A 26,447-nucleotide genomic window follows, 5' to 3' on the forward strand; every position below is an offset into this window, starting at 1 on the left:
CACAAAGGAGGCCCGCTTGAAAACGATCCTGACGATGGCCGTGGTGCTGCTGGGGACGACGCTTGCGCCCACGGCATGGTCCAAGGACGACCCGACGGCCGGCGCGCAGCTCTACGCTACCCACTGCACGGCATGCCACGGCGCCAATCGCGCAGGCGTCCCGCCCACGTTCCCCGCACTGACCGACGTGGGCAAGCGCCTGCAGCCTGCGCAGATCAAGGAGAAGATCCGCAAGGGCGGCGGCTTGATGCCCCCCTTTTCGCAGCTGTCCCAACAGGAAGTCGACGACCTCGCCAGCTTCCTGGCGCAATAGGCGACCGGCGCCGACGGCGCGCCGGCGCTACAGCTCGCGCACCCAGATGTTGCGGTAGCTGACCTTGGAATCGTGCTCCTGCAGGAGGAGCGGCGCGCATGCATGCGGCGCGTACGACGGCGCGCCGATGTACTCGGTCTTGCCCGACAGCACGGTGTCGTCCTGCACCAGGACGCCGTTGTGCAGGACGGTGATGCGGGCCGGCGACGTGAGTCCGCCGCCCTGCGAGAAGCGGGGCGCCTTCCAGATGATGTCGTACGCCTGCCACTGGCCCGGCGCACGCGATGCATTCACCAGCGGAATGGCCTGCTTGTAGATCGCACCGGCCTGGCCGTTGGCATAGGTGGGGTTGTTGTAGCTGTCGAGCACCTGCAACTCGTACAGTTCCTGCAGGAAGATGCCGCTGTTGCCCCGCTGCTGGCCTTCGAATCCGCGGGTCGCGGTGGGCGTGCGCCACTCGACGTGCAACTGAATGTCGCAGAAGCGCTGTTTGGTGCGGATGCCCTTGCTGCCCGGCACCACGGTCATCGCGCCGTCGGCGACGAGCCAGGGCGCGCGTCCGCCCTGCTCCGACTCCCAGGCCGACAGATCCTTGCCGTCGAACAGCACGATCGCATCGGAGGGCGCGCTGCCCGGGGGCGTGGCCACGACCGCGGGCACGGGCTTCCACACTTCGGTCTTGGCCGGATCGCGTGCGGGGTCACCGTCGGCCTGCGCGAACGCAGGCGCCGCGACCAGCAGGCAGGCCGCCATCAGCAAGGGTCTGGTCATCGTGTTTCCAGGAAAGGAAGGAATGGCGAAGCGAGGCGTTCCATCAGCTGGTCGCCCAGGCCGGCGTGCCGGGAACATAGGTCACCTCTTCGAAGCGGCCCGGCACGGCGACATAACGCAGCACTTCGGTCGCGCCGACCTTGGACGTGAAGAAGCCGAAGATGGTCAGCTGCTTGAGCATCGTGAAGGGATGCGGCATCGCGTCCGCCGCTTCGGCGGTGCCGATGTCGGTCACGTCGACGACGTGTGTCCTGGCTTCCGCATCCAGGGCGCGCAGCAACTCGGTACGGGCCTGTGGCGTGAGCGACACGAATCGACCGCCGGCACGTTTGTCGATCTCGGTCAGGCCGGTGCGGAACGTCGACTGCTGCCGGGGGGTGTAGCAGTCGGTGACGAATTTCGCCATGAACGCGCCGGCGCCGGCGTCCTTGGCCCCCGGCGTCTTGGTCCGCGGCAGGATGGTCTCGGCGATCTCGTCCAGCATGCCGATATCGACAGCGGAGAACAGGGCCTTCGCCCCGGCGGCCGGCGCCTGTGCAGAGGCGAGCGCGGGCAGGCCGACCATGGCCGCGCCCGTGGCGGCGAAGATCATCTTCAGCAGTTCGCGACGTTCCATCACAGGTTCCCCGCTTTCAGTTCGCGCACGGCATGATCGGCGGCACGCGCGGTCAGCGCCATGTAGGTCAGTGAGGGATTCACGCAGGCACTGGAAGTCATGCAGGCGCCGTCGGTCACGTAGACGTTCGGCGCGTCCCACACCTGGTTGTACTGGTTCAGCACGGAGTTCTTGCGGTCCCGGCCCATGCGCGCGGTGCCCATCTCGTGGATGCCCTTGCCCGGCGCGTAGTCGGCATCGTGCATCTTCACCTCCTTGACGCCGGCCGCCTCCAGCATCTCGGCGGCGTCGGCGGCCATGTCCTTGCGCATGGCCTTTTCGTTCTCGCGCATGGCGACGTCCATCGCCAGCACCGGCAGCCCCCATTTGTCCTTGCGCTGCGGGTCCAGGCGAATCGCGTTGTCGTGGTGCGGCAGCATTTCGCCGAAGCCGGTCATGCCGATGCGCCAGTCACCCGGCACGGTCAGCGCCTCCTTCAGGTCGGCGCCGATGTTCAGCTCGGCGATCTCGCGCGACCAGCCGGTGCGGCTAGCGCCGCCCTGGTAGCCGAAGCCGCGCAGGTAGCCGCGCTTGTCTCCGGCGACGTTGCGGAACCGGGGGATGTAGAAGCCGCAGGGACGACGGCCGAAGTAGTACTTGTCGTCATAGCCTTCGACCCGGCCGGAGGCGCCGGCGCCGAAATGATGGTCCATCACGTTGTGCCCGAGTTCGCCGGACGAGGACCCCAGGCCGCCGTCCCAGACGTCGGTGGCCGAGTTCATCAGTAGCCAGGTCGAATTGAAGGAGGACGCGTTGAGGAAGATGACATTGGCCGTGTACTGGTAGGTCTGCCCGCTCTCGGCGTCGATGATCTCCACGCCGCGCGCACGCTTGCGATCCTTGTCGTAGAGCACCTCCTTGACGATCGAGAACGGCCGCAAGGTCAGGTTGCCCGTCTTCATCGCCGCCGGCAGCGTTGCCGCCTGGGTCGAGAAATAGGCACCGAAGGGACAGCCCAGGATGCACTTGTTGCGATACTGGCAGTTGACCCGGCCCTGCTCGACCTTGGGCTGTGTGATGTTCGCGGTGCGCGAGTGGATCAGGTGCCTGGTGCCGCCAAAGGCCTTCTTGATCCGCGTGGCGACGTCCTTCTCGACGATGTTCAACGGGATCGGCGGCAGGAACTCGCCGTCCGGCAACACGTCCAGTCCCTCGCGCGTGCCGGCGATGCCGGCGAACTTCTCCACGTGGTCGTACCACGGCGCGATGTCGGCGTAACGGATCGGCCAATCGGTGGCGATGCCGTCCTTGAGGTTCGCCTCGAAATCCAGGTCCGACAGGCGATAGCTCTGCCGTCCCCACATCAGCGAGCGACCGCCCACGTGATAGCCGCGGAACCAGTCGAATCGCTTGATCTCGGTGTAGGGCGATTCCTGTTCGTTGGCCCACATGCCCTGCAGGTTCTCGACCAGGGCGTAGTCGCGCATCAGCACCGGATAAGCGGCCTTCATCGCCTGGGTCGGACGGTTGCGGTGCGGAAAATCCCACGCCTCCTTCATCGCGTTGACGTAGTCCTTGACGTGCTCGATGTTGCGGCCGCGTTCCAGCATCAGGACCTTGAGCCCCTTCTCGGTCAGCTCCTTCGCCGCCCAACCGCCACTGATTCCCGAGCCAACGACGATGGCGTCGTAATGATTGTCTGCCATGGGTTCTACTTCACCTGGGTGGATAGCGTTTCAGACGTCGCAGAGGCGGATCGCCTCGCGCAGCGAGCCGACGGGATCCGGCGCCGTAGGAACGAATTCCTGCGCCAGATAGCCATCGAAACCGGTATCGCGAATCGCGCGACAGATGGCGGGATAGTGGAGCTCCTGAGCGTCCCCGATCTCGTGCCGGCCCGGTACGCCGGCGGTGTGGTAATGCTTGAAGCACGCGTGATGCTTGCCGATGGTGGCGATGATGTCGCCCTCCATGATCTGCATGTGGTAGATGTCGTACAGCAGGCCGAAATGGTCCGAGCCGATCCGCCGGCACAACTCGACGCCCCAGGCAGAGTGGTCGCACAGGTAGTCGGGGTGATCGACCTTGGAGTTCAGCAGTTCCATCACCAGCACGACGCCGCGCTTCTCGGCATGGCCGAGGATGCGCTTGAGCCCGACTTCGGCGTGGGCCATGCCGTCCTGCGGATCCATGCCATTGCGGTTGCCGGAAAAGCAGATGAGGTTGCGATAGCCGGCATCGGCCACCAGGTCGATGTGCCGCGTGTAGCGCTCGACCAGCTCATCGTGGAACTGGCTGCCGGCGAAGCCCTTGTCCAGGCCGAGTTCCGCGCCGTTGCACATCGCGCTGTACACGCCATGCGCCTTCAGCATGGGCCAATCCGCCGGGCCCACCAGATCGATGGCGGCGAACCCCATGCCCTTCACCACTTGGCAAAGCTGTGCGGTCGACAGCTGCGGAAACGTCCAGCGGGCGACGGACTGCTTCAGGTTGCCCCTGAGCGGCGTGGCAACGGCACGCGCCGGCAGCACGCCCGCCGCCCCAAGGCCAAGGCTCCCGGCGACCGCCATGCGCAGCGCGTCGCGCCGCGTGAACCCCGAGGCCGGCGCCGGTCCATTCGAATGGATAGACATCCACCTTCCGGCCTCCCAACCGGCGTCAAACGCTGATGAATCGCCGCGATTCAATCGATTGCACCATAGAGGAGGGAATCGCTGTTTTGCAAGACGCACTGCACGACGATCCATGCTGCAGGGCACAACGCCTGTGGCGCCGACGGCCGCATCAACGTGATGGAATTCGCGCGGCGCGCTGAAGCTTCGGCTCGCCTGTCAGCCAATCGATCACATTGGCGCGCATGGCAGTGCAACCGAAGACCTATGAATCGAGATCTTGCGCACCAACTTGCCCGATCACGACACGGTCGAAACGGGATTTGCGATCGACACTGCTGGCTGCCGCAGCGAACAGATCGCCCTCATCGTCTTCGAACGCAATTCACGTCCGCACCGCCCGCCCGACGTCGGCATCGCGACGCCCCCCAGCCGACGCGATGTACGCGGCATTCCAGTACGAGCCGCCCTTCGGCAGGCACGGCTTCGGATTCGCGGGGCGCAAAGGCCGCATCGGTACGCGAGCTTTCGCGCACCCCGGTGCCCCTCGCCTATCGTGTACGTCTGCTACAGGCAGAAGACAGATGTCATGCCGTCAGCAAGGGAAACGCCCGCATAAAAGAAAAACCCCGGTAAGCGCACTGGCTCACCGGGGTCCATTTGCACCGCAGGAACTACGAAAAATCAGAACGGGATGTCGTCGTCCGCGAAGTCGTCCATCGGTGCGGACTGCTGCGGGGCCGGCTGCTGCCGGCGCGGTGCGTAATCCTGCCCGCCACCACCGCCGCCACCGCCCATGCCGGAGCGTTCCTGGCGCGGCGGCGCCGAGCGCTGCGGACGGTCGCCGCCGCCCATGCCGCCACCACCGCCCTCGCCGCGGCCGCCGAGCATCTGCATCTCGTCGGCGACGATGTCGGTGGAGTACTTCTCCACGCCGTCCTGGCCGGTGTACTTGTCGTAGCGGATCGAGCCTTCGACGTAGACCGAACTGCCCTTGCGCAGGTACTCGCCGGCGATCTCACCGAGCTTTCCGAAAAACACCACGCGATGCCACTCGGTGCGTTCCTGCTGGTTGCCGTCCTTGTCCTTGCGCACGCTGGTGGTGGCCAGGCTGATCCGGGTGATGGCCATGCCGGCCTGGGTGTACTTGGTGTCGGGATCGTTGCCGAGGTTGCCGACGAGGATGACTTTGTTGATGCCACGGGCCATGAGCTGCTTCCGTCTGGGGTCTCCGCGGCCGGGGGCACGCAGAGCGGTAAAGAAGATTTCGGGGAGCAATCCTAACATCGCCGGGATGGGCCGGCCTGCGCCAGGCGCCCGCGGGCATGCCGGAAAACGCCGCATCGGCCTGTCGGAATCCTGCCGGGGCGAGACCCGCAGGGCGCTCCGGACCCAGGCGTGGCAAGCCCTCCGGCCCGGGCCCCGCCCCACCGCGGGACGGATGTGGCCGCGCAGCCTATACTTTGCGCACGTTTCCAGTCCTGTCCGCATGAGCATCGCCGAATCCCCCAGCACCGCCCTGGGCCTGCCCCAGATCCAGATGCTCGCCGCGCCGGACATGGCCGAGGTGGACGCCCTGATCCGCCGCCGCCTGGCCTCGGACGTCGTGCTGATCAACCAGATCGCCGACCACATCGTCTCCGCCGGCGGCAAGCGCCTGCGGCCGATGCTGGTGGTGCTGGCCGGCCGCGCCTGCGGCGCCGGCGGGCCGATGCAGCACCAGTTGGCGGCGATCATCGAATTCATCCACACCTCGACCCTGCTGCACGACGACGTGGTCGACGAGTCGGACCTGCGCCGCGGCCGCAGCACCGCCAACGCGCTGTGGGGCAACGCGCCTAGCGTGCTGGTCGGCGACTTCCTGTATTCGCGCAGTTTCCAACTGATGGTGGAGCTGGACAGCATGGCGGTGATGCGCCTGCTGGCCGACACCACCAACCGCATCGCCGAGGGCGAGGTGCTGCAGCTGCTGCACGTGCACAACCCCGACACCGACGAAGCCGCGTACCTGCGCGTGATCGAGCGCAAGACCGCGGTGCTGTTCGCCGCCGGCACCCGCCTGGGCGCGCTGGCCTCCGGCGCCAGCGAGGCGGTGCAGGAGCGCCTGTACGACTACGGCATGCAACTGGGCTATGCGTTCCAGATCGCCGACGACGTGCTCGACTACACCGCCGATGCGGCCGACCTGGGCAAGAACCTGGGCGACGACCTAGCCGAGGGCAAGGCCACACTGCCGCTGATCCACGCGATGGCGCATGCGGACGACGCCACCCGCGCGCGTCTGCGCCAGATCGTCGAACAGGGCGATGCCAGCGCGATGCCGGAAGTGCTCGCCGCGATCGAGGCCAGCGGCGGCATCGACTACAGCCGCCGCCGTGCGGCCGACTACGCCGCCGCCGCCGAGCGCGCGCTGGACGGCCTGCCGGAGAACGAGGCCGTAGCCGCGCTGCGCGGACTGGCCCGCTACGCGGTCTCGCGGAAGCATTGATCCGGCGCGCTGTGCGCGCCGGATTGGGATTGGGGAGTCGGGATTGGGGATTCGCAACGGCGGCTTGGCTGACGCCTGAAGCGCTGCGAGGCTCGCCACACCAACCGGTCAGTTAGGCGGCGCCGACGGACCGCTTTTGCCAATCCCCAATCCCGCCAAGCGCGCAGCGCGAGGCACCTCCCTAATCCCGCCCGAACCGCTCCTCGAAGAAATCCTCGAGCATCCGGTAGGCGCGCTTGGCTGCGCGCGGGTTGTACTGGCAGCCCGGCGGGCTGTTGGCGTCGGCTTCGGCGAAGCAGTGCACGGCACCGCTGAAGTTGACGAACTGCCAGTCGGCGCCGGCGCGGTTCATCTCCTGCTCGAAGGCGACAATATCGTCGCGGCTCACGCTCTTGTCGTCGGCGCCGTTGAGCACCAGCACCGGCGCCTTGGCACTGCCTGCGGCCGCCGACGCCGCGGTGGCCAGGCCACCGTGCAGACTCACGACGCCGGCCAGCGGCGTACCGGCTCGGACCAGTTCCAGCACCGTGGTGCCGCCGAAGCAAAAGCCGACCGCGCCGATCCGGGCCGGGTCCAGCGGCGCCTTGCCGGCCTGCGCCTTCAGCGCCGCCACCGCCGCCAACGCCCGCGCGCGCAGCGTGGCCGGATCCTTCTTCAACGCGCCGGCGAACTGTCCGGCCTCGGTATCGTTGGCCGGTCGCTTGCCCTTGCCGTAGACGTCGGCCACCAGCACCACGTAGTCGTCGCCGGCCAGGTGCTTGGCCTTTTCCACCGCGGAGTCGTTCACGCCGCGCCAGTTCGGCACCATCACCAGGCCGGGGCGCTTGTCGTGGTCGGCATCGTCGTAGACCAGCACGCCGCTGAAACTGTCCTTGCCGACCTGCCACTCCACCGGCTTGGCCTGCATCGCCGCCCAGGCCTGCAACGGCAGCGCCAAGGCCAGGCCGAGCAGCCCGGTCCACCGCATCATCGAACGTGTGCGCATCGCCCTTCTCCCGTGGGAACCAGCGCGGGAGTGTACGCAAGGCGCCGCCAGCGCGATGTGTGCGCCCACGCGACGCGGCTCAGGCGATGCCCAGCCCCGGAATGGTGCTGATCGCGTCCGGGTCGAACCCGGCCAGCGCGGCGAAATGGCGGCCGCGGGCCACGTAGTCGCGATAGGCGCCGAAGCTGGGCGCACCGGGCGACAGCAGCACCACGCCGCCCTGCTCGTCCAGCGCCGCGCGCGCCAGCGCCAATGCCTCCGCCAGGTCGGCCGCGGCATGCAGGCCGAAGCCGGTCTCGGCGGCCAGCGGCGCCAGCAGCGCATGGATGCGCGGGCCATTGGCGCCCATGGTGACGATCTCCAGCGGTGCACCGTGGCGCATCTGCTCGGCGAAGTCCTGCCAGTCCAGGCCGCGGTCGTGGCCGCCGACCAGCAGCGCGATGCGCCGCCCGCGGAAGCACTCCAGCGCCGCGAGGCTGGCATGCGGCGTGGTGCTGATCGAGTCGTTCACATAGGTCACGCCGTCGCGCGTGCCCAGGGTCTGCAGCCGGTTCGGCAGCGGTCGGAAGCGATCGGCCGCCGGCGCCAGCGCCGCCGCATCCAGGCCCAACGCCTCGATCGCCGCCAGCACCGCGCACAGGTTGCCGCGGTTGTGCCGGCCCGGCAGCGGCGCCTGCGCGCTGTCGTACACCGCGGTGTCGCCGCGATAGACCACTTCGCCGCGCATGTGCCAGCCGTCCTCGCGGTTGAACCAGCGCACCTCACTGTCGGGCAATTGCAGGGCCGCCAGCTGCGGATCGGCGGCATTGAGCAGGGCGATGCGCGGCCGCGCATGGGTGACCAGTTCGAGCTTGTCGGCGATGTAGCGCGCCTGGCTGCCGTGCCAGTCCAGGTGCTCGGGAAACAGGTTCAGCACCAGCGCCAGCTGCGGCCGCGCGCCGCTGCGGGCCACGTCGCCGGTCTGGTAGCTGGACAGTTCGATCGCCCAGTATTGCGGCGGCGGCATCGGCGCCAGCACTTCCAGCAGCGGCACGCCGATGTTGCCGACCAGGCCGGTGCGATGGCCGCCGGCACGCAGCAGGTGCGCCAGCAGCGCGGTGGTGGTGCTCTTGCCCTTGGTGCCGGTGACGCAGACGCTGCCGGGCACCACGCCGTCCGCGCCGGCGTGTTCGGCGAACCACAGCGCGGTGCCGCCGACGAAACGTGTGCCGCGCGCCGCCGCGGCCTGCGCCTCGGGCCGGTACGGACTGATCCCGGGCGACTTGATCACGACATCGAACGCGGCCAGGCGCTCGGCGCTGGCCTCGGTTTCCACCCGCAGCGCAGGATCGCCAAGCATTGCGACCTCCTCGGCTTCGGCCGGCGTGCAGAACAGGGTTAGCGGCGTGGACGCCGCGTTCCGGGTCCCGGGTCCCGGGTCCCGGCTATCGCGCAGCGCGCGGTAGGCAGCACGGCCTTCGCGACCCCAACCCCACAGCGCGACGCGCTGCGACTCAAGCTGCGAAATTCGCACGCACGCGTTCCCACAGGTCGGCCGGGATGCGGTGCTGCGTGTCCAGTTCCAGCAGCGGCTCCACGCGCAGGTCGACGGGGTCGAGCTGCGGCTGGATCTCGCGGATGAAGCGCGCCACCAGCGCGTCCTCCTTCCATTCCGCACGCGCGGCCAGCGCCGCCATCGCCGCCCGCGACTCGCGGCCCTCGCCCACGCACTCGAACGGCTTGTGGTCCTGGAACTCCAGCAGCGCATCGAAGCCACCGGCCTGGCCGGCATCGTCGAGCAGGTTGCGGCCGAAGATCCGCACCAGCCGCGTCTTCGGCATGAACGGCGCCAGCGCCAGGAACACGAAGTGGCACTTCGGGCAGACCCCGCACCAGCGGTGCGCCGGACGCTCGCCGAGGATGTGGAAATTGCGGTTGCAGCTGGAGAAATGCGCGTCGTAGTGGTCGTTTTTAGCGAACTGCCGCGCCACCGCCAGCTCCGACAGCGGGCGCAGCAGCGAGTAGTAGCGCAGGTCCGCGGCCACGTAGCGCTGCACCTGGGTCCCGAACGCCTGCTCGAAGGCCCAGCCCTTGGACCACTGGTGGTTGACCTCGCCGGTGCCGGCGATCTGGCTGCCGTAGCTGGCCGAATGTTCGTTGGAGAACACCACCTGGCCCGCGTCGTGCAGCACCGCGGCGAACACCAGGATCGCCGAGTTCACCGCCGTCACCGGGATATGCCCGTTCCACGCGCCCTGCCGGTTCAGTTCGAACAGCTCAGGCGCCAGCGTGCGGCCGATGTTCAAGGTCGGCAGCCCGGTGCGCTCGGCGCAGGCGCGGATCAACTGCGATCCGCCGATCCAGGTCACCGTCTGCGCCACGCCGGCCGCGCGCAGGGCCTCGATGCTGACCAGCGAATCCTTGCCGCCGCCGATCGCCACCAGGGCCTGGTCGCGCAGCCCCAGCGCCGCCGCGTCGGCGGCACCGGCCTCCGCGGCCGGGAAGCGGATGCGTCCGCGCAGGTCCAGGCCGTTGCGATAGGCGAACTCGCCCAAGCCATGCAGGTACACGCTGTCCAGCAGCGCGGCGGTCTCGGCATCGATGGCGTAATCGTCGATGACGATGCGCGGCGGCACCGCCGCCTTGTAGTAGCTGACGCCAGCGATCAGGTGCAGCAGGCGCAGGGCGCGCTGCGCCGCCTGCGCGCGCGCCGGGTCGAGCGCGAACGGCGCGCCGGGCACGGTGATGGTCTCCACCAGCTCCGGGCCGTCGTCGAACGCATAGACCAGGCGCGCCACGCCGCTGTCGGCATCGAAGCCGCAGCGCACGAAGCGGAAGGTGGCGATCTGCTGTTTGTCGAAAGCGGTCATGGACGTCCTGCAAGCACACGGGTGTGCCGCAGGTAGCGGCGGCACAGAAGAAATTCGATCAGCGAAAACGGCAAGGCCGCCCACAGCAACGGCAGGCAGCCGAACACGAAGGCCATCAGCAGCAGTTGCCAATGCTGTCCGGCTGGCACCGACGCGGCGGAGGCCAGGACGGCCACCAGCACATACAGCGCCAGCGCCGGCAGGTAGGCCAACACGGCCAGCAGCAAGGTGCGCACGGCCAGCGCGCCAGCGCTGGCAGCATGCCCGCGGCGCTGCCAGCGCAACGCCAGCCAGGCACCGGCCGCTGCCGCGGCTAGGGCCGGCAACGCCCACTTGAGGCTGTCGGTCCACGGCAGCGACGTGCCGGACTGGTCCAACGCGGTGGCCGCCGCCATCGCCACCGCACCGGCCGCGGCGCTGCCCGCGACGAACTCAGTCCGCGCGCCCATCGATCGCCTCCTCGCGGGGCAACTCGCGCTGGTTGTAGGTGCTGGCCATGCTGTAGCCGTAGGCGCCGGCGTCGGCGATCAGCATCACGTCGTCGGGCACGGTGCCTGCCGGCAGACGCCGGCGCTTGCCGAACACGTCGCTGGACTCGCAGATCGGCCCGACCACGTCGAACACGGTCTCGGCCGGCTGCTCGAACCGGCTCAGGTTCGCCACGTCGTGCCAGGCGTCGTACAGCGCCGGGCGGATCAGCGTGTTCATGCCGGCATCCAGGCCGACCCGGCGGATGCCGTCTTTCTCGATCACCTGGGTGGCACGTGCCAGCAGCACGCCGCATTCGGCGACCAGGTAGCGGCCCGGCTCGATCGCCAGGCGGAATGCCGGATGCACCGCCTTGGCCTCGGCCAGGCCCTGCGCGAAGGTGTCCAGGTCGAACGGTTCGTCGTCGGCGCTGTACGGGATCGGCAGGCCGCCGCCGATGTCGATGACCTCGACGCTGCCGATGCGCCGGGCGAAGCCGGCCAGTTCATCGCACATGCGCCGCCAGTGCTGCGCCGTCTCCACGCCGCTGCCCAGGTGCGCGTGCAGGCCGACGATGCGGATGTCCAGCGCGCGCGCGGCCTCGACGAACTCGTCGACGCGGGTCGCCGACAGGCCGAACTTGGAGGCCTTGCCGCCGGTATTGACCTTCTCGTGGTGGCCGTCGCCGTGCCCCAGGTCGATGCGCAGCCACAGGCTGCGGCCGCGGAACAGTTCCGGCCAGCGCTGCAGCGCCTCGACGTTGTCCACGGTCACGGTCACGCCCAGCGCGAACGCGGCTTCGTACTCGGCCCTGGGCGCGAAGCTGGGGGTGAACAGCACGCGGCGCGGCGACAGCTCCGGCACGCTCTCGAACACCCGGCGCAGTTCGCCGTGCGAGACGCACTCCAGGCCGAAGCCCTCCTCGACCAGGGTCTGCAGGATCGCCGGATGCGCATTGGCCTTGATCGCGTAGTAGCGCTGATCCAACGCCGCGATCGCCTTGAGCGCGCGCGCGCGTTCGCGCAGGGTCGGCAGGTGATAGATGTAGCGCGGCGTGCCGGCCTCGGCCAGGCGCAGCAGATGCGCGCGCTCGCCCTGCCACCACGGCACCGGCCGCGGCCGCACCGTGCCGGCGATCTCGCGCCAGCGCGGGCCGAACACCTCGGTCTCTTCCACCGGCATCGCGCCGCTGTCGATCAGCTCGGCGTGCAGGATCGGCAGCAGCCCGTCGGCATCGGTCTCGTCGATGACGAAGGTCAGGTTCAGGTCGTTGGACGACTGCGAGATCATGTGCACGCGCTCCTTGCCGAACGTGGCCCACACGTCCGAGAGCTTGTGCAGCAGCGAGCGCATGCCGCGCCCGACCAGGGTGATCGCCGCGCACGGCACGATGATCTTGACCCGGCAGATCTCCGCCAGGTCGGCCGACAGCGCCGCCAGCACGTCGGTGTTGACCAGGTTCTCGCTCGGGTCCAGCGACACGGTGACGTTGGTCTCGGCCGAGCCGATCAGGTCCACCGACAACCCGTGCTTCTTGAACAGCGTGAACACATCGGCCAGGAAGCCGACCTGCTGCCACATGCCGATGCCTTCCATCGACACCAGCACGATGCCGTTGCGGCGGCTGATCGCCTTGACCCCGGGCACGGTGCGGGCGTTGCCGTCGATGCTGGTGCCGGGCAGTTCCGGGCGCTCGGTGTCCAGGATCGCCATCGGCACGCCGCCGTCGCGGCACGGCTTGATCGAGCGCGGGTGTAGCACCTTGGCGCCGGTGGTGGCGATTTCCTGCGCCTCGTAGTAGTCCAGGCGGGTCAGCAGGCGCGCATCCGGCACCTCGCGCGGATTGGCGCTGAACATGCCCGGCACGTCGGTCCAGATCTCCACCCGACTGGCGCCGAGCAGCGCGCCGAAGTACGCCGCCGAAGTATCCGAGCCGCCGCGGCCGAGGATGGCGGTGCCGCCGTCCTCGTGTCGGGCGATGAAGCCCTGGGTGATCAGCATGCGTGTGGGCTGGGCGACGAAGCGCGCGCGCCACTGCGGATCGGACTGCCACTGGCACGACACCGACAGGCGCCGCGACCAGGCGCTCTGGTTCGGCTGCGGCGGCAGCGCGTCCAGCCATTGCCGCGCATCCATCCAGCCCATGTCCAGGCCGTTGGCGCTCAGGTAGGCCGCGCCCAGGGTCGAGGACAGCAGTTCGCCCTGCCCCAGCACCTCGGCCTGCCAGTCCAGCGTGCGCTCGGCCGCGCGCGGATCGGCGAGCAGGCCGCGCAACGCCGCCAGGCGTTCGCCCAGCACCGCCTCGGCATCCAGCTCCAGTTCGCCCAGGAACTCGCGGTGGCGCTGCTCCAGCGCGGCGACGCGTTGCGCGCTGTCGGCGCTGCCGTCGGCGATCGCGGTCAGTTCGTTGGTGACCCCGGACAAGGCCGACACCACCACCAGCACCCGCGCGCCGGTCTCGTCCGCGCGTTTTTTCGCGAGCCGTCCAATCGTGTCCCAGCGATGACGACGCGACACCGAAGTGCCGCCGAACTTGAGGACGATCCAACGATCGGCAGGAGAGGAAGCTGACATGGAGTGGGGGTGTCTGGAATGTGGGGAAAACGCCGGCATGCGCGGGCGCAACCCCCGATTCTACTGCCAACCGAGCGCCGATGAGCGAGCGTCGCTACCTGCAACTGGACGTCTTTTCCGCCAGCCCGGGACTGGGCAATCCGCTCGGCGCTACGTCGCCAGCCAGGAACGCGAACTCGGGCGCGACGGCCGCGTCGAGCTGCTGGTCGACGGGGAAGCGGTGTGGATCGGCGGACTGGTGCACGCGGTGATCGCTGACAAGATCGCTTGGTAAGCTCCGGCCTCCCCCACCGCAGTCCGGAGTTTCCCGCCATGGCCGCACGCCGTTTCTTCCAGGTCGATGTCTTCTCCGCCCACGCCGGCAACGGCAATCCGTTGGCCGTGGTGCTCGATGCCGATGGCTTGGACGCCGCCACGATGCAGGCCATCGCGCGCTGGACGCGCCTGCCGGAAACCACCTTCGTGTTCGCGCCGACGCGGCCGGACGCCAGCTACGGCCTGCGCATGTTCAGCCCGCAGAAGGAGGTGCCGTTCGCCGGCCACCCCAGCGTCGGCACCGCGCATGTCGCGCTGGAAGCTGGCATCGCCACGCCGCGCGATGGCGTGCTGACCCAGGACGGCATCGCCGGCCTGCTGCCGTTGCGGGTCGATGTGGATGCCGGAGTGCGCAGCATTGCCATCCGCACGCCGCGCGCGCAAGTGGCCGAGATCGCCGATGCCGCGGATCCGCGCCTGCAGTCGGCGCTGCGCGGCTGGACGCTCGGCGCGCTGCCGCCGGTCCGCATGGACGGCGGCCGCTGCTGGTGGTTGGTCGAAGTGGCCGACGAAGCCACGCTGCGTGCGCTGGCACCGGACTGGGACGCGATCGCCGCCCTGGCCGAAAGCACCGCCAGCATGGGCGTGTTCGCCTACGCGCGGGCCAGCGAACCGGCTTACGCGCTGGCCGTGCGCGCGTTCGTCGGCAATGGCCGGCGCTTCGAGGACGCCGCCTCCGGCGCGGCCAATGCGGTGCTGGCGGCATGGCTGGATCACAGCAAGGCCCTGCCCGGCCACGGCGGCCGCTACGTCGCCAGCCAGGGCCGCGAGGTCGGCCACGATGCGCTGCTGACCCTGCGCGTGGACGAGGCTGGCGAGGTGTGGTCGGGCGGCCAGGTGCAGACGGTGATCGAAGGCAGCATCGACTGGCCCTGATCGCCTGCGCCTGCTGTTCTGCGCCGCGGGCGCGAACGAACGTGCAAAAAGAAAGGGCGCCTCGAAGGAGGCGCCCTGTAGGTCAGTCGGGCAATACGTCGACGCGGACGCGGATGCGGTCGCCCGGAGGCGAGGCGGTGCGGGTGTGGTAGTAGCGACCGCCGTACTCGTAGGTCACGTCGTAGCCGTCGACGCGGTCGTAGCGTTCGGTCCGATACGACACCGGGTCGCATTCGCGGACCACGCCGCCACCATAGCCGCCGCCGTAGCTGCGGGTATTGGTGTCGTAGATCGAGCGACCGGCCAGGCTGCCAAGCATGGTGCCGACCGCGGTGCCGACGAAGCGACCGCTGCCGCCGCCCACGCGGCTGCCCAGCACGGCGCCTGCGATGCCGCCGACCACCGACGAGGCAGTGCGGCCGCCGTCGGTGCCGCGGTAGCCGTAGTCGCTGGCGTAGCTGCCCGAAGCCGGACGGTCGTAACAGCGCTCGGTGGTCTCGCGCGGGCCGTTGACCTGCACCATGATCGGATCGGCGCGTACCACGCGCGCATATTCGTAGGTGCCGGACGCGTAGCCGCGGTCGCGGTAGTCGTCGTAACGGGTGTAACCGTAGTCCTGCGCGGCGGCGGAGCCGATGACGCCGACAGCGAGCGCAGCGGTCAACAGACGGGTCGAGAGCTTGTTCATGGCGATGGTTCCAAGCGCGTGGATCGCGCGATTGCATGCTCGATCCGAGGCGGTGAAACCAGACTGAATAGGGACGGCTGTGGCGCGCACATTTAGTGGCGCGACAGCTATCGGGCAATCAAACCATGCGGGCCGGTGCGAGACGCACGCTGGACTGCGCTGCGGCGGCGCCGCGGGTGCGCTGCACCCACGCGCGGCCCGGCATGCCACCGGGCCGCGCAAGGTTCAGCCCAGTTCGGCTTCCAGGCTGATCGGCACCGCGCTCAACGCCTTGGACACCGGGCAGTTCTGCTTGGCGTCGTCGGCCAGTTCGCGGAAGCGCGCGGCCTCGATGTTCGGCACCACGGCCTTGACCTTCAGGCGGATCTGCGACAACTGCGGACCGCCTTCCATCGACAGGTCGACGTCGGCGCGGGTGTCCAGCGCCGTCGGCGGGAAGCCGGCTTCGGTCAGCTTGGCCGACAGCGCCATGGTGAAGCAGCCGGCATGCGCGGCGGCGATCAATTCCTCGGGGTTGGTGCCCTTCTCGTCGCCGAAACGGCTGTTGAATGCGTAGCGGGTGTTTTCCAGCAGGCCGCTCTGCGGCGTGTTCAACCGGCCCTGGCCGGTCTTGAGATCGCCTTCCCAATGCGCGGTGGCGTGACGCGAAATGCCCATGCGAGGCTCCTGTCGGTGAGTGGAGCGCGGACCTTAGGACAGGCGGCGTTACGCACGTGTGCTGCTGTGTGGCCGGCGCGTTCGCCGCGCGCGCAGCGGCAAAAGACCTGCGGCATCCCGCGGATTTGCCGGTGCCGGCGCCGGCCGCCAGCAAAAAAGGCCGTGGTTGCGGCGGATATTCGCGCTTTTTTGCTTCCGGCCTATTGGCGCGGCGTAGCACATGCCCTACATTTCGCCATGCCGACGGGGTCGGCGCGACCCAAACCACCAAATACGGAATCAGGACATCATGGCAAAGACCGCAAAAAAGGCTGCCCCGAAGAAGGCAGTGAAGAAGGTAGCGACCAAGGCTGCCGCCAAGCCGGCCGCTCCCAAGCCGATCAAGGACGTGCTGAGCAAGTCCGCGCTCGTGGCGCACATCGCCGAGACCAGCGGCGTGATCGCCAAGGACGTGCGCGCCGTGATGGCCTCGCTGGAGCACGCCGTGGCCGGTTCGGTCAGCAAGAAGGGCGCTGGCTCGTTCACTCTGCCGGGCCTGCTGAAGATCACCGCCGTCAGCGTGCCGGCCAAGCCGAAGCGCAAGGGCATCAACCCGTTCACCAAGGAAGAGCAGTGGTTCGCTGCCAAGCCGGCCACCACCAAGCTCAAGGTGCGCCCGCTGAAGAAGCTCAAGGACGCCGCGCTCTGAGCAGCGTCGCCTGATCCAGGCAAGCACACCGACGAGACGGCCCCGGCCGTCTCGTTTTTTTTGGGGCCGCCTGCGCAACCGGGTTGACGGCCAGCTAAGGCGGCTGCCGCTATACCGGTGATTCCCTTCGACAGGATCACCTGCATGAAACTACAGGGCTTTCTCGACCAACTGCTGCAATCGGCGCAGGGTGCCGCCGGCCAGGCCATGGGCAAGACCGGCACGTCCGCTCCCGCCGCACCGGCGCAGACCGCCGGCGGCCTGGGCGGCCTGCTCAACGCCGACTTCGGCAAGGGAGCCCTCAGCGGCGGCGCGCTGGGCCTGTTGCTCGGCAAGCACCGCACCACGCGCAAGCTGGCGACCTACGGCGGCTTGGCCGCGCTGGGGCTGATGGCCTATCGCGCCTATGGCGACTACCGCCGCCAGCAACTCGGTGCCGCCGCACCCGAACCGCAGACGCTGGACCGCCTGCCGCCGCTGGAAGTGGAGCAGCACAGCCAGGCGGTGCTGCGCGCACTGGTCGGCGCGGCCAAGGCCGATGGTCATCTGGACGAGCACGAACGCAGCCTGATCGAAGGCGAGTTCGCCCGCCTCCACGGCAACGACGCCGACGTGCAGCAATGGCTGCATGCGGAACTTGAAAAGCCGCTGGATCCGGCCGAGGTGGCGCGCGCATCGACCAGTCCCGAGATGGCCGCGGAAATGTACCTGGCCAGCCTCCTGGCCGCCGACGAACAGGGCTTCATGGAGCGCAGTTACCTGGACGAACTGGCACGGCAACTCGGCATCGACGACGCCCTGAAACAGCGCCTGCAGGAACAGGCGGCCTCCCTGCACGCGGACTGAGCGCATGGCCGCCGCGCCTACGCCGTCGCCAGCGCAGCGCCTGCGTCGCGGGCTGCTGCGCCTGGCCCTGCTGGCCGGGTTGGCGGTGACCGCGGCCTGGGCCTGGCAGCATCCGTGGGCGCAGCGCCTGCGCGTCGGCTGGGAGTTGGCGCGGGCACCGGCGCCGACGGCGCTGCACATGCCGGTCGAAGGCGTGGATCCGCGGCGCGTCGCCGCCACCTTCGGTGCGCCACGCGGGCGCGACCGCCAGCACGCCGGCGTGGACATCTTCGCCAAGCGCGGCACGCCGGTGGTGTCGGCGACACGCGGCATCGTCGTCGCCATCGCCGACCGCGGCCTCGGCGGCCGCCAGGTCTGGGTGCTGGGCCCGGCCCGGCAGCGGCATTACTACGCACACCTGGAAACATGGGCGCCGGGGCTGCAGGTCGGCAACCTGATACAGCCTGGCGACCTGCTCGGCGCGGTCGGCGACAGCGGCAACGCGCGCGGCACCCCGCCACATCTGCATTACGGCATCTATGCCGAGGGCGGCGCCTACGACCCATTGCCGTTGCTACGCGCCGCACCCTGAACGGAAGCACTGGAACAGAGCGTCGCGGGCAGCAGGCTCGTGGCGGCGGCCGGCCGCGCCTATCTTGGACGCACACCCCGCGTGCGCCACTGCCATGACCGCCTCCCAACGCTACCGCGTCACCGTCACCCCGATCCAGGACGACGGCCTGCCCTGCCAGGGCCGCTGCACCATCGAACTGGAGGCGCGCTGCCGGCAGGACTGGATGCGCCTGCTCGAAGCAGCACAGCGCCAGCCCGGACTGCGCGGCGACGAACGTGCCGCACTGATCGTCGGCGCGCAGTTGCTGCGCAGCCTGGGCGAGCGCAGCGACAGTGAGGCGCGCGCACTGCTGGCACCGCTGCAGCCGGCGCTGGACGCCCTGCTGGCCCGGCTGGCGCCTGCGCCTGCCGCGTAAGTATCGGGGCGGGGAATGCAGCGATTCCGCTAATCGCGCATTCACCGCCCACGGTTATGGTGAAACCCTCTTCGTTGCCAAGGCTCGCTCGATGACCTTCCGCCAGTTCACCCTGCGCACCGCAGCGTTGCTGCTGCTCGCCACTGCCGCCCAGGTCCAGGCCGAGCCGACGATCCAGGGCCATCAGGTCAGCGTCGGCGCCGCCGACGTGCAGCACTACCTCGATGGCAGCTTCCCGCAGACGCACAAGGCGCTGGGCGGGCTGATCAAGATGACCGTGCGCGACCCGAAGCTGAGCCTGCCGCCGGGCGATCGCCTGAAGATGCAGTTCGACCTGAGCATGGCCACCGGCGGCGGTGCGGCGACGCCACTGGGCCAGGTGCTGCTGACCAGCGCCCTGCGCTACGACCAGCAGAGCCAGAGCTTCCACCTGCAATCCCCGACCATCGACGATTTCCGCCCGGCCGCTAATGGCGGCAAGCTCGACGCCAATACCCGCGAGCTGCTCAATGCTTGGCTGGAGGACTACGCGCGCAAGGAGCCGATCTACAAGCTGGATCCGCGTCTGACCGCGATGCTGGGCGACGTGCAGATCCAGTCGGCCGGCGTGGAGAACGGCACCCTGGTGGTGCGTTTCAACCAGGACATCAGCAAGCTGGTGCCGGCGGGCATGCTTCCGGCGCAGTAATCCAGGTGGCGACCTGAGTGCGGCAACAGCCGTCACCAGGGAGCGCAAACAGAGGAACGGCGGCCGTGGCCGCCGTTTCTGCTTCTGTCGTTCACCCGCCACCGTCGCGGCAGCACAGGCGAATCGCCGGGACTCAGCCCAGCGCCTTGGCCACCGCCTGCGCGAACGCCGGAATATCGTCCGGCTTGCGACTGGTGATCAGATTGCCGTCCACCACCACTTCCTGGTCTTCCCAACGCCCGCCGGCATTGGACAGGTCGGTCTTCAGCGACGGCCACGAAGTCACCTGGCGATCGCGCACCAGCCCGCTTTCGGCCAGCAGCCAGGGGCCATGGCAGATCGCCGCCACCGGCTTGCCGGCGCTGGCGAAGGACTGGATGAAGGCGATCGCGGTCGGCTCCGTGCGCAGACTGTCCGGATTGATCACTCCGCCCGGCAGCACCAGCGCGTCGTAGTCGCCGGCTTGGGCCTGCTGCAGACGCTTGTCCACCGGCACGCTGTCGCCCCAGTCCTTTTTGTTCCAGCCGCGGATGCTGTCGGCATCGCCCGGCGCGATCACGTCGACCTGCGCGCCCCAGGATTCGAGCAGGCGCTTGGGTTCCTGCAGTTCCGACTGTTCGAAACCGTCGGTGGCCAGGACAGCCACCTGCTTGCCGGCAAGGGAAGGCATTGCGCTCATGGGGTCACTCCTCGAGTAGGGGGGAGTCCCACCGTAGAAACGCGTCGGTGGCAGGGCCGTGAACCGCGTGTCGGCGCGGCGTGCACGGCCTGCACGCTAGGGCGTGTCACCCATTCCCGAGTATGCCGCGTTGGGTCTGGCAGGCGCGCGGCCGGCGTTGCGTGGCGCAGCGCCTGACTGGCCGTCAGGTCAAGCCGCGCGGCGCCGGCAGCGCGCCTGCCAGGCCCAACCCGAAGGGCCGCGGTTGCGCCCCCCCATGGCCGCGTCATCGCTCGCGCGTGGACGGACGTCCACTTCCTCCCTCTTCCTTGCCACAGGCGCGCGCAACCGCGGCGCGGCATGCTCGGGGATTGATGACACGCCCTAGCGTTTGGGCTGCAGCATGGTGCCGGTGCAGTTCTTGGCGCCGCAACGGCATTCCCAGATCTTCTTCAACCGCGGCGTGTGCCGCTCGCCCAAGGTGATGCCGTAGTTGTAGGTAAGCTCCTCGCCGGGCTTGATGTCGCGCAGCGCCTCGATCACCACCTTGTCCTTGCGACGGTCCTCGCCTTCGGCCTCGACGATCACCGCTTCGCAGTTCGGCGCGCAGCTGTGGTTGATCCAGCGCGCGTCGTTGCCCTCGTAGTTAGCGTCGATCACGTAGTCGTCGCTGAGGGTGAACAGGAAGGTATGCCCGGTCTCGACGTCGCCGGCCTCGTCGCGGTCGACCTCGGCGTGGGTGCGGCGGCGGCCCTTGTACTCGATGACCCGCTCGCCTTTCTTGAGCGGCAGCACGGCGAACACGCCGTTGCCATGGATGCGGGACTTGCGGGCGGCGATCTTGCGGGGCATGCGGCGATCCGGACAGGAAAGCCTAGATTCTGGCGCACATCGCCCGCGATCCCAAGCCCGCGCCGTCCGGCGCAGCGACCGCAGCCGGCGCAATCCCCGATCACGGCGATCGAAATAAAAGATGAATGGCGCGGTTGGACCCCGCGTCGCAAAAGAGTACAATTTCGGTCCGCATTGAAAAACCACTGTGTCGCCATGCTCCGCGTCACCAAGCTCACCGATTACGCCACCGTCGTGCTGACCGTGCTCGCCGCGCGTCCGAACGAAGTGCTGAGCGCGACCGAACTGGCCGAACAGGCCGGGCTGGAGCCGCCCACCGTCAGCAAACTGCTCAAGCCGCTGGCTCAGGCCGGCCTGGTCGAAGGCCTGCGCGGCGTACGCGGCGGTTACCGGCTGGCGCGGCCGGCCGACGCCATCACCCTGATCCAGATCGTCGAAGCGATGGAAGGCCCGCTGGCGATCACCGAATGCAGCCATCACGGCAGCCAGTGCAGCATCGCCCAGACCTGTGGCGTGCGTTCCAACTGGCGGCTGATCAACGACGTGGTCGCCGATGCGCTGCGCGGCGTGACCCTGGCGCAGATGCTCCACCCCCTCCCCCCCTCCGGCGATCCGAAACGGCGTCCCATCGCCGTGCGGTTCGCGACCACCTGACCTGTAGGCAGCCCCATGGCCACCGAAAACGCTGAAATCCTGGAACGGCTGGGACGTCGCTACGACGCCGGCTTCGTCACCGACATCGAATCCGATTCGTTCCTGCCCGGCCTGAACGAGGACGTCGTGCGCGCCCTGTCCGTGAAGAAGGACGAGCCGGAATGGATGACCGAATGGCGCCTGGCCGCCTACCGGCACTGGCTGAAGATGCCGATGCCGCACTGGGCCAAGCTGGACATCGCGCCGATCGACTTCCAGGCGCTGAGCTACTACTCCGCGCCCAAGGGCCCGAAGTACGCCTCGCTGGACGAGGTGCCGAAGGAACTGCTGGACACCTACGACAAGCTCGGCGTGCCGCTGCACGAGCGCGCCAAGCTGGCCGGCGTGGCGGTGGACGCGGTGTTCGACTCGGTTTCGGTCGGCACCACCTTCCGCAAGGAACTGGCCGAGAAGGGCGTGATCTTCTGCTCGATGTCCGAGGCGATCAAGGAACATCCGGAGCTGGTCAAGCAGTATCTGGGCAGCGTGGTGCCGGTGGGCGACAACTTCTTCGCTGCGCTCAACTCGGCAGTGTTCTCCGACGGCAGCTTCGTGTTCATCCCCAAGGGCGTGCGCTGCCCGATGGAACTGAGCACCTATTTCCGCATCAATGCCGGCCATACCGGCCAGTTCGAGCGCACCCTGATCGTGTGCGAGGACAAGGCCTACGTGTCCTATCTGGAAGGCTGCACCGCGCCGATGCGCGACGAGAACCAGCTGCACGCGGCGGTGGTCGAACTGGTGGCGCTGGAAGACGCGGAGATCAAGTACTCCACCGTGCAGAACTGGTACCCGGGCGACGAGGAAGGCCGCGGCGGCATCTACAACTTCGTGACCAAGCGTGGCGAATGCCGCGGCGCGCGCAGCAAGATCACCTGGACCCAGGTCGAGACCGGCTCGGCGATCACCTGGAAGTATCCCTCGTGCGTGCTGCTGGGCGACGACTCAGTGGGCGAGTTCCACTCGGTCGCGCTGACCCATCACCGCCAGCAGGCCGACACCGGCACCAAGATGATCCACGTCGGCAAGCGCACCAAGAGCAAGATCGTCAGCAAGGGCATCAGCGCCGGCCGCGGGCAGAACACCTATCGCGGCCTGGTCAAGGTGGAGCGCAGCGCCGAAGGCGCGCGCAACTACACCCAATGCGACTCGCTGCTGATCGGCAAGCAGTGCGGCGCGCATACCTTCCCGTACATCGAGGTCAAGCACCCGACCGCAACCGTCGAGCACGAGGCCACCACCTCCAAGATCAGCGACGACCAGCTGTTCTACTGTCGCGCGCGCGGCATCGACCAGGAGAACGCGGTGTCGATGATCGTCGACGGCTTCTGCAAGCAGGTGTTCCGCGAACTGCCGATGGAGTTCGCGGTGGAAGCCAAGAAGCTGCTGGAAGTGTCGCTGGAAGGCAGCGTCGGCTGACAGCGTCGCCCTTCTCCCATCGGGAGAAGGTGGCGCGCAGCGCCGGATGAGGGTACGGGCGCAGCCTCGTGCACCCGAACCCCGCGAGATGCTTCGCACCGACCCTCACCCCAACCCCTCTCCCGGTGGGAGAGGGGCTAATCAAGAATTCTGATGGACTACCCCATGCTCACCATAGAAAACCTCCACGCCTCCGTCGCCGGCAAGGACATCCTCAAGGGCCTGTCGCTGCAGGTGAAGCCCGGCGAAGTGCACGCCATCATGGGCCCCAACGGCGCCGGCAAGTCCACCCTGGGCAATGTGCTGGCCGGCCGCGACGGCTACGCCGTGACCGATGGCAGCGTGCGCTTCGACGGCGCCGACCTGCTCGAACTGGAACCGGAGGAGCGCGCCGCCGCCGGCCTGTTCCTGGCCTTCCAGTACCCGGTGGAAATCCCCGGCGTCAACAACACCTACTTCCTGCGCGCCGCGCTCAACGCGCAGCGCAAGGCGCGCGGCGAGGCCGAGCTGGATTCGATGCAGTTCCTCAAGCTGGTCCGGCAGAAGCTGGCGGTGCTGCACCTGAAGGACGAGCTGCTGCATCGCGGCGTCAACGAGGGCTTCTCCGGCGGCGAAAAGAAGCGCAACGAGATCTTCCAGCTGGCGGTGCTGGAGCCGAAGCTGGCGATCCTCGACGAGACCGACAGCGGCCTGGACATCGACGCGCTCAAGACCGTGGCCGAAGGCGTCAACGCGCTGCGTTCGCCCGAGCGCGCGTTCGTGGTGATCACCCACTACCAGCGCCTGCTCGACTACATCAAGCCGGACGTGGTGCACGTGCTGGCCGACGGCCGCATCGTGCAGACCGGCGGCCCGGAACTGGCGCTGGAGCTGGAAGCGCACGGCTATGCCTGGTTGAAGGAGCGCGTGGCGCCCGAGGCGGCAGTGCAATGAGCGCTCTGCTCGACTCGCTGGCCGCCGCATTCCACGGCGATGGCGCGCGCCGCGCGCCGCTGGAGCAAGCGCTGCGCGACGGCCTGCCCGGCACGCGCAGCGAAGCCTGGAAGTACACCTCGCTGCGCGCGCTGGAACGGCGCAGCTTCGCGCCCGCGCCGCAGACCGCACCGGCGGTGGACGCCTCGCTGCTCGACGGCATCCCGGCGCCGCGCCTGGTGTTCGTCAACGGCCGCGCCAGCGACGCGCTGTCGGACCTGACCGGCCTGCCGGCCGGGGTGGAATTGCAGCGCCTGTCGACGATCCTGCGCAGCGGCGACGATGCGATGCGCTTCCTCGGCCGCCGCTTCGAGCGCAGCGACGAGGTGTTCGCGCAGCTCAACGCTGCCCTCGCCGACGAAGGCTGCGTGCTGCGGGTGGACGCAGGCGTGCATGTGGAACAGCCGCTGCACCTGGTGTTCGTCTCCACCGCCGCCGAGGCCGACCTGGCCTGGCACCACCGCCACCTGATCGAACTGCGCCAGGACGCCACGCTGGCGCTGGTCGAGCATCATCTGCACGCCGGCGATGCCGCGCACCTGAGCAACAGTCTGGCGCACGTGCATCTGGCCGCCGGCGCGCAGCTGAGCCACGCGCGCGTGCAGGACGAGGCGGCCGGCGTCACCGCGCTGCTGCGCACCGACGCGGTGCTGGCGCGCGACGCGCAGTACCGGCGCGTGGACCTGGAACTGGGCGGCGCGCTGGCCCGGCACGAACTCAACGTGCGCCTGGAGGGCGACAACGCCCGGCTGGTCGCCAACGGCGTGCTGCTCGGCAACGGCCGGCGTCAGCTCGATACCCGCCTGGGTATCGAGCACATCGCCCGCGACACCGCCTGCGAGCTATTGTGGCGCGGTGTCGCCACCGGCCGCAGCCGCGTGGCGTTCCATGGCGGCATCCAGATCCGCCACGGCGCCGATGGCACCGACGCGGCGCTGTCGAACAAGAACCTGCTGCTCTCCGCCGACGCCGAGATCGATACCCAGCCGGTGCTGGTGATCGATGCCGACGAGGTCAAGGCCGCGCACGGCGCCACCGTCGGCCAGCTCGATACCAATGCGCTGTTCTACCTGCGCTCGCGCGGGCTGCCGCAGGAACGCGCACAGCAACTGCTGACCGCCGCGTTCTGCCGCGAGCCGCTCCGCGTGCTGGACCCGGCGCTGGGCGAGTTCCTGTTGGCGCGGCTGGAGCGGGCGCTCAGCGCCGCAGGCGTGGCATGAACGGGCCCGCCGCGCACACCGCCACGCCGCAGGCGCCGGACTGGGACGCGGTCCGCCGCGACTTCCCGCTGCTGATGCGGGAAGTGCACGGCAAGCCGCTGGTGTACTTCGACAACGCCAACACCGGGCAGAAGCCGCTGCAGGTGATCGCAGCGACCGACGCCTTCTACCGCCGCCACAACGCCAACGTCAGCCGCGCGGTGCACGCGCTCGGCAGCGAGGCCACCGAGGCCTACGAAGGTGCGCGAACCCGGCTCGCCCGCTTCCTCAACGTGCGCGCCGACGAGCTGGTGCTGTGCAGCGGCGCCACTTTCGCCCTGAACCTGGTGGCGTACTCGTGGGCGCTGCCGCGACTGCGTGCCGGCGACACCATCCTGGTGTCGCGCATGGAGCACCATGCCAACATCGTGCCCTGGCAACTCGTCGCGGAGCGTACCGGTGCCACGGTGAAGGTCGCCGAGATCACCGCCGATGGCGCGCTCGACCTGGACGCGCTGCGCGCGGCGATGACCGCCGACGTCAAGCTGCTGGCCCTTGCCCATGTCTCCAACGTGCTGGGCACGGTCAACCCGGTGCGCGAGATCTGCCGCGAAGCGCGCAAGCGCGGCATCGTCAGCGTCATCGACGGCTCGCAGGCCGCGCCGCACCGGCCACTGGACGTGGCCGCGATCGGCTGCGACTTCTACGCCATCACCGGCCACAAGATGTGCGGCCCGACCGGCACCGGCGCGCTGTGGGCGCGGCGCGAGCATCTGCAGGCGATGCCGCCGTTCCTGGGCGGCGGCGAGATGATCAAGGAAGTCAGCTTCGACGGCACCGTGTTCAACGACCCGCCGCACAAGTTCGAGGCCGGCACCCCCAACATCGCCGGCTTCGTCGGCCTCGGCGCGGCGGTGGACTATCTGCAGACACTCGGGCTGCAGCACGTGGAAGCGCGCGAAACCGAATTGCTCGCGCATCTCACCGAGGAACTGCAGCGGATCGACGGCCTGCGCCTGTTCGGTACCGCGCCGGGCAAGGCCGCGGTGGTCTCGTTCCTGATCGAGGGCGCCCACGCCCACGACCTGGCCACCCTGCTCGATCTGGAAGGCATGGCGGTGCGTTCCGGCCAGCACTGCGCACATCCGCTGCTGCAGTTCTACGGCGTCGCCGCCACCTGCCGCGCCTCGCTGGCGTTCTACAACACGCACGAGGAAATCGAGCGGTTCGTGGCAGCGCTACTGAAAGTGCGCAAGCTGTTGGGCTGAAGCGC

The 26,447-nt window shown here is 68.9% G+C and carries 27 protein-coding genes and 1 pseudogene; 14 read left to right on the top strand and 14 right to left on the bottom strand.

Annotated elements, in window-relative coordinates; genetic code table 11:
• Positions 1–16 precede the first annotated feature (16 nt).
• Positions 17–313 (top strand): cytochrome c, encoded by a 297-nt coding sequence (locus GGR66_RS14330; protein ID WP_237475439.1) that lies wholly within the window; start codon positions 17–19, stop codon positions 311–313.
• 27 nt (positions 314–340) lie between these two features.
• Here GGR66_RS14330 and GGR66_RS14335 read toward each other — a convergent pair whose 3' ends face one another.
• From GGR66_RS14335 to GGR66_RS14355, 5 genes are all read right to left on the bottom strand, one after another.
• Positions 341–1,084: a DUF1080 domain-containing protein gene (locus GGR66_RS14335; RefSeq protein WP_184448693.1), complete on the bottom strand. Its 744-nt coding sequence runs from the start codon at positions 1,082–1,084 to the stop codon at positions 341–343.
• A gap of 43 nt (positions 1,085–1,127) precedes the next feature.
• Positions 1,128–1,700 (bottom strand): gluconate 2-dehydrogenase subunit 3 family protein, encoded by a 573-nt coding sequence (locus GGR66_RS14340; protein ID WP_184448694.1) that lies wholly within the window; start codon positions 1,698–1,700, stop codon positions 1,128–1,130.
• A complete protein-coding gene (locus GGR66_RS14345) occupies positions 1,700–3,385 on the bottom strand; it encodes a GMC family oxidoreductase (RefSeq protein WP_160970060.1) in 1,686 nt (561 codons plus the stop codon). The genes GGR66_RS14340 and GGR66_RS14345 overlap by 1 nt, the downstream gene beginning before the upstream one ends.
• A gap of 30 nt (positions 3,386–3,415) precedes the next feature.
• On the bottom strand, positions 3,416–4,312 hold the full coding sequence (locus tag GGR66_RS14350; RefSeq protein ID WP_184448695.1) for a TIM barrel protein: 897 nt from the start codon (positions 4,310–4,312) through the stop codon (positions 3,416–3,418).
• Between the two features lie 663 nt (positions 4,313–4,975).
• Positions 4,976–5,500, bottom strand: a complete 525-nt coding sequence (locus GGR66_RS14355; protein WP_160970056.1) for a single-stranded DNA-binding protein — start codon at positions 5,498–5,500, stop codon at positions 4,976–4,978.
• 280 nt (positions 5,501–5,780) lie between these two features.
• On the opposite strand from GGR66_RS14355, the gene GGR66_RS14360 reads away from it, so the two are divergent.
• A complete protein-coding gene (locus GGR66_RS14360) occupies positions 5,781–6,779 on the top strand; it encodes a polyprenyl synthetase family protein (protein ID WP_160970054.1) in 999 nt (332 codons plus the stop codon).
• Positions 6,780–6,960: 181 nt separating this feature from the next.
• Here GGR66_RS14360 and GGR66_RS14365 read toward each other — a convergent pair whose 3' ends face one another.
• From GGR66_RS14365 to GGR66_RS14385, 5 genes are all read right to left on the bottom strand, one after another.
• Positions 6,961–7,764: a dienelactone hydrolase family protein gene (locus GGR66_RS14365; RefSeq protein ID WP_184448696.1), complete on the bottom strand. Its 804-nt coding sequence runs from the start codon at positions 7,762–7,764 to the stop codon at positions 6,961–6,963.
• Between the two features lie 79 nt (positions 7,765–7,843).
• Positions 7,844–9,277: a UDP-N-acetylmuramoyl-L-alanine--D-glutamate ligase gene (murD, locus tag GGR66_RS14370; protein WP_184448697.1), complete on the bottom strand. Its 1,434-nt coding sequence runs from the start codon at positions 9,275–9,277 to the stop codon at positions 7,844–7,846.
• Positions 9,258–10,613, bottom strand: coding sequence for a UDP-N-acetyl-alpha-D-muramoyl-L-alanyl-L-glutamate epimerase (gene murL / locus GGR66_RS14375; protein WP_184448698.1), 1,356 nt, complete (start codon positions 10,611–10,613; stop codon positions 9,258–9,260). Before murL ends, murD begins: the two co-directional genes overlap by 20 nt.
• Positions 10,610–11,062 (bottom strand): hypothetical protein, encoded by a 453-nt coding sequence (locus tag GGR66_RS14380; protein ID WP_184448699.1) that lies wholly within the window; start codon positions 11,060–11,062, stop codon positions 10,610–10,612. The genes murL and GGR66_RS14380 overlap by 4 nt, the downstream gene beginning before the upstream one ends.
• Complete coding sequence (locus GGR66_RS14385) at positions 11,046–13,655, bottom strand: bifunctional aspartate kinase/diaminopimelate decarboxylase (protein WP_184448700.1); 2,610 nt, start codon at positions 13,653–13,655, stop codon at positions 11,046–11,048. Before GGR66_RS14385 ends, GGR66_RS14380 begins: the two co-directional genes overlap by 17 nt.
• Positions 13,656–13,803: 148 nt before the next feature.
• Between GGR66_RS14385 and GGR66_RS21045 the strand changes: the two are divergent.
• A pseudogene (locus GGR66_RS21045) lies at positions 13,804–13,929 on the top strand (phenazine biosynthesis protein); the annotation flags it as partial.
• Between the two features lie 38 nt (positions 13,930–13,967).
• Complete coding sequence (locus GGR66_RS14390; RefSeq protein WP_184448701.1) at positions 13,968–14,846, top strand: PhzF family phenazine biosynthesis protein; 879 nt, start codon at positions 13,968–13,970, stop codon at positions 14,844–14,846.
• Between the two features lie 82 nt (positions 14,847–14,928).
• Here GGR66_RS14390 and GGR66_RS14395 read toward each other — a convergent pair whose 3' ends face one another.
• Both GGR66_RS14395 and GGR66_RS14400 read right to left on the bottom strand, forming a co-directional pair.
• Entirely contained in the window at positions 14,929–15,534 is a 606-nt protein-coding gene (locus tag GGR66_RS14395; RefSeq protein WP_184448702.1) for a glycine zipper 2TM domain-containing protein, read from the bottom strand.
• 225 nt (positions 15,535–15,759) lie between these two features.
• Positions 15,760–16,191, bottom strand: coding sequence for an OsmC family protein (locus tag GGR66_RS14400; protein ID WP_160962704.1), 432 nt, complete (start codon positions 16,189–16,191; stop codon positions 15,760–15,762).
• A 289-nt stretch (positions 16,192–16,480) separates the two neighbouring features.
• Between GGR66_RS14400 and GGR66_RS14405 the strand changes: the two genes are divergently transcribed.
• From GGR66_RS14405 to GGR66_RS14425, 5 genes are all read left to right on the top strand, one after another.
• A complete protein-coding gene (locus GGR66_RS14405; protein ID WP_026143706.1) occupies positions 16,481–16,879 on the top strand; it encodes an HU family DNA-binding protein in 399 nt (132 codons plus the stop codon).
• A 144-nt stretch (positions 16,880–17,023) separates the two neighbouring features.
• A complete protein-coding gene (locus GGR66_RS14410) occupies positions 17,024–17,725 on the top strand; it encodes a tellurite resistance TerB family protein (protein WP_160970038.1) in 702 nt (233 codons plus the stop codon).
• A 4-nt stretch (positions 17,726–17,729) separates the two neighbouring features.
• The gene (locus GGR66_RS14415) at positions 17,730–18,296 is read left to right on the top strand and encodes a M23 family metallopeptidase (protein ID WP_184448703.1); all 567 of its coding nucleotides are present in this window, start codon (positions 17,730–17,732) and stop codon (positions 18,294–18,296) included.
• 94 nt (positions 18,297–18,390) lie between these two features.
• Positions 18,391–18,693: a DUF3861 family protein gene (locus tag GGR66_RS14420; protein ID WP_160970034.1), complete on the top strand. Its 303-nt coding sequence runs from the start codon at positions 18,391–18,393 to the stop codon at positions 18,691–18,693.
• 91 nt (positions 18,694–18,784) lie between these two features.
• Positions 18,785–19,381 carry a DUF1439 domain-containing protein gene (locus tag GGR66_RS14425; protein WP_184448704.1) on the top strand — a complete coding sequence of 199 codons (597 nt, stop codon included), beginning with the start codon at positions 18,785–18,787 and terminating at the stop codon, positions 19,379–19,381.
• Between the two features lie 133 nt (positions 19,382–19,514).
• Here GGR66_RS14425 and GGR66_RS14430 read toward each other — a convergent pair whose 3' ends face one another.
• Together GGR66_RS14430 and GGR66_RS14435 are read right to left on the bottom strand one after the other, a co-directional pair.
• The gene (locus GGR66_RS14430) at positions 19,515–20,060 is read right to left on the bottom strand and encodes a type 1 glutamine amidotransferase domain-containing protein (RefSeq protein ID WP_184448705.1); all 546 of its coding nucleotides are present in this window, start codon (positions 20,058–20,060) and stop codon (positions 19,515–19,517) included.
• Between the two features lie 363 nt (positions 20,061–20,423).
• On the bottom strand, positions 20,424–20,891 hold the full coding sequence (locus tag GGR66_RS14435; protein ID WP_160970028.1) for an SET domain-containing protein-lysine N-methyltransferase: 468 nt from the start codon (positions 20,889–20,891) through the stop codon (positions 20,424–20,426).
• 195 nt (positions 20,892–21,086) lie between these two features.
• Here GGR66_RS14435 and GGR66_RS14440 point away from each other — a divergent pair, with 195 nt between their 5' ends.
• The 5 genes from GGR66_RS14440 to GGR66_RS14460 all read left to right on the top strand — a co-directional run bounded on the left by GGR66_RS14440 (position 21,087) and on the right by GGR66_RS14460 (position 26,442).
• Positions 21,087–21,545: an SUF system Fe-S cluster assembly regulator gene (locus GGR66_RS14440; protein ID WP_017913833.1), complete on the top strand. Its 459-nt coding sequence runs from the start codon at positions 21,087–21,089 to the stop codon at positions 21,543–21,545.
• Positions 21,546–21,560: 15 nt separating this feature from the next.
• Positions 21,561–23,003, top strand: a complete 1,443-nt coding sequence (gene sufB, locus GGR66_RS14445; protein ID WP_160970026.1) for a Fe-S cluster assembly protein SufB — start codon at positions 21,561–21,563, stop codon at positions 23,001–23,003.
• 165 nt (positions 23,004–23,168) lie between these two features.
• On the top strand, positions 23,169–23,936 hold the full coding sequence (sufC, locus tag GGR66_RS14450; RefSeq protein ID WP_184448706.1) for a Fe-S cluster assembly ATPase SufC: 768 nt from the start codon (positions 23,169–23,171) through the stop codon (positions 23,934–23,936).
• Positions 23,933–25,195: a Fe-S cluster assembly protein SufD gene (gene sufD / locus GGR66_RS14455; protein WP_184448707.1), complete on the top strand. Its 1,263-nt coding sequence runs from the start codon at positions 23,933–23,935 to the stop codon at positions 25,193–25,195. Before sufC ends, sufD begins: the two co-directional genes overlap by 4 nt.
• Entirely contained in the window at positions 25,192–26,442 is a 1,251-nt protein-coding gene (locus GGR66_RS14460; RefSeq protein ID WP_184448708.1) for a cysteine desulfurase, read from the top strand. Before sufD ends, GGR66_RS14460 begins: the two co-directional genes overlap by 4 nt.
• Positions 26,443–26,447: the final 5 nt, after the last annotated feature.

Origin of the sequence: Xanthomonas sp. 3498, from assembly GCF_014199795.1 — a bacterium.
GTDB classification, from domain to species: Bacteria; Pseudomonadota; Gammaproteobacteria; order Xanthomonadales; family Xanthomonadaceae; genus Xanthomonas_A; species Xanthomonas_A rydalmerensis.

Coding starts and splice junctions, on each gene's coding strand:
- GGR66_RS14460 (WP_184448708.1), top strand. CDS start 25,192: ATGAACGGGCCCGCCGCGCACACCGCCACGCCGCAGGCGCCGGACTGG.
- sufD (WP_184448707.1), top strand. CDS start 23,933: ATGAGCGCTCTGCTCGACTCGCTGGCCGCCGCATTCCACGGCGATGGC.
- murL (WP_184448698.1), bottom strand. CDS start 10,613: ATGACCGCTTTCGACAAACAGCAGATCGCCACCTTCCGCTTCGTGCGC.
- GGR66_RS14355 (WP_160970056.1), bottom strand. CDS start 5,500: ATGGCCCGTGGCATCAACAAAGTCATCCTCGTCGGCAACCTCGGCAAC.
- GGR66_RS14350 (WP_184448695.1), bottom strand. CDS start 4,312: ATGTCTATCCATTCGAATGGACCGGCGCCGGCCTCGGGGTTCACGCGG.
- GGR66_RS14385 (WP_184448700.1), bottom strand. CDS start 13,655: ATGTCAGCTTCCTCTCCTGCCGATCGTTGGATCGTCCTCAAGTTCGGC.
- GGR66_RS14335 (WP_184448693.1), bottom strand. CDS start 1,084: ATGACCAGACCCTTGCTGATGGCGGCCTGCCTGCTGGTCGCGGCGCCT.
- GGR66_RS14425 (WP_184448704.1), top strand. CDS start 18,785: ATGACCTTCCGCCAGTTCACCCTGCGCACCGCAGCGTTGCTGCTGCTC.
- GGR66_RS14415 (WP_184448703.1), top strand. CDS start 17,730: ATGGCCGCCGCGCCTACGCCGTCGCCAGCGCAGCGCCTGCGTCGCGGG.
- GGR66_RS14410 (WP_160970038.1), top strand. CDS start 17,024: ATGAAACTACAGGGCTTTCTCGACCAACTGCTGCAATCGGCGCAGGGT.
- GGR66_RS14430 (WP_184448705.1), bottom strand. CDS start 20,060: ATGAGCGCAATGCCTTCCCTTGCCGGCAAGCAGGTGGCTGTCCTGGCC.
- GGR66_RS14380 (WP_184448699.1), bottom strand. CDS start 11,062: ATGGGCGCGCGGACTGAGTTCGTCGCGGGCAGCGCCGCGGCCGGTGCG.
- GGR66_RS14340 (WP_184448694.1), bottom strand. CDS start 1,700: ATGGAACGTCGCGAACTGCTGAAGATGATCTTCGCCGCCACGGGCGCG.
- GGR66_RS14435 (WP_160970028.1), bottom strand. CDS start 20,891: ATGCCCCGCAAGATCGCCGCCCGCAAGTCCCGCATCCATGGCAACGGC.
- GGR66_RS14365 (WP_184448696.1), bottom strand. CDS start 7,764: ATGCGCACACGTTCGATGATGCGGTGGACCGGGCTGCTCGGCCTGGCC.
- GGR66_RS14390 (WP_184448701.1), top strand. CDS start 13,968: ATGGCCGCACGCCGTTTCTTCCAGGTCGATGTCTTCTCCGCCCACGCC.
- sufC (WP_184448706.1), top strand. CDS start 23,169: ATGCTCACCATAGAAAACCTCCACGCCTCCGTCGCCGGCAAGGACATC.
- GGR66_RS14360 (WP_160970054.1), top strand. CDS start 5,781: ATGAGCATCGCCGAATCCCCCAGCACCGCCCTGGGCCTGCCCCAGATC.
- GGR66_RS14405 (WP_026143706.1), top strand. CDS start 16,481: ATGGCAAAGACCGCAAAAAAGGCTGCCCCGAAGAAGGCAGTGAAGAAG.
- GGR66_RS14440 (WP_017913833.1), top strand. CDS start 21,087: ATGCTCCGCGTCACCAAGCTCACCGATTACGCCACCGTCGTGCTGACC.
- GGR66_RS14400 (WP_160962704.1), bottom strand. CDS start 16,191: ATGGGCATTTCGCGTCACGCCACCGCGCATTGGGAAGGCGATCTCAAG.
- sufB (WP_160970026.1), top strand. CDS start 21,561: ATGGCCACCGAAAACGCTGAAATCCTGGAACGGCTGGGACGTCGCTAC.
- GGR66_RS14420 (WP_160970034.1), top strand. CDS start 18,391: ATGACCGCCTCCCAACGCTACCGCGTCACCGTCACCCCGATCCAGGAC.
- GGR66_RS14345 (WP_160970060.1), bottom strand. CDS start 3,385: ATGGCAGACAATCATTACGACGCCATCGTCGTTGGCTCGGGAATCAGT.
- GGR66_RS14395 (WP_184448702.1), bottom strand. CDS start 15,534: ATGAACAAGCTCTCGACCCGTCTGTTGACCGCTGCGCTCGCTGTCGGC.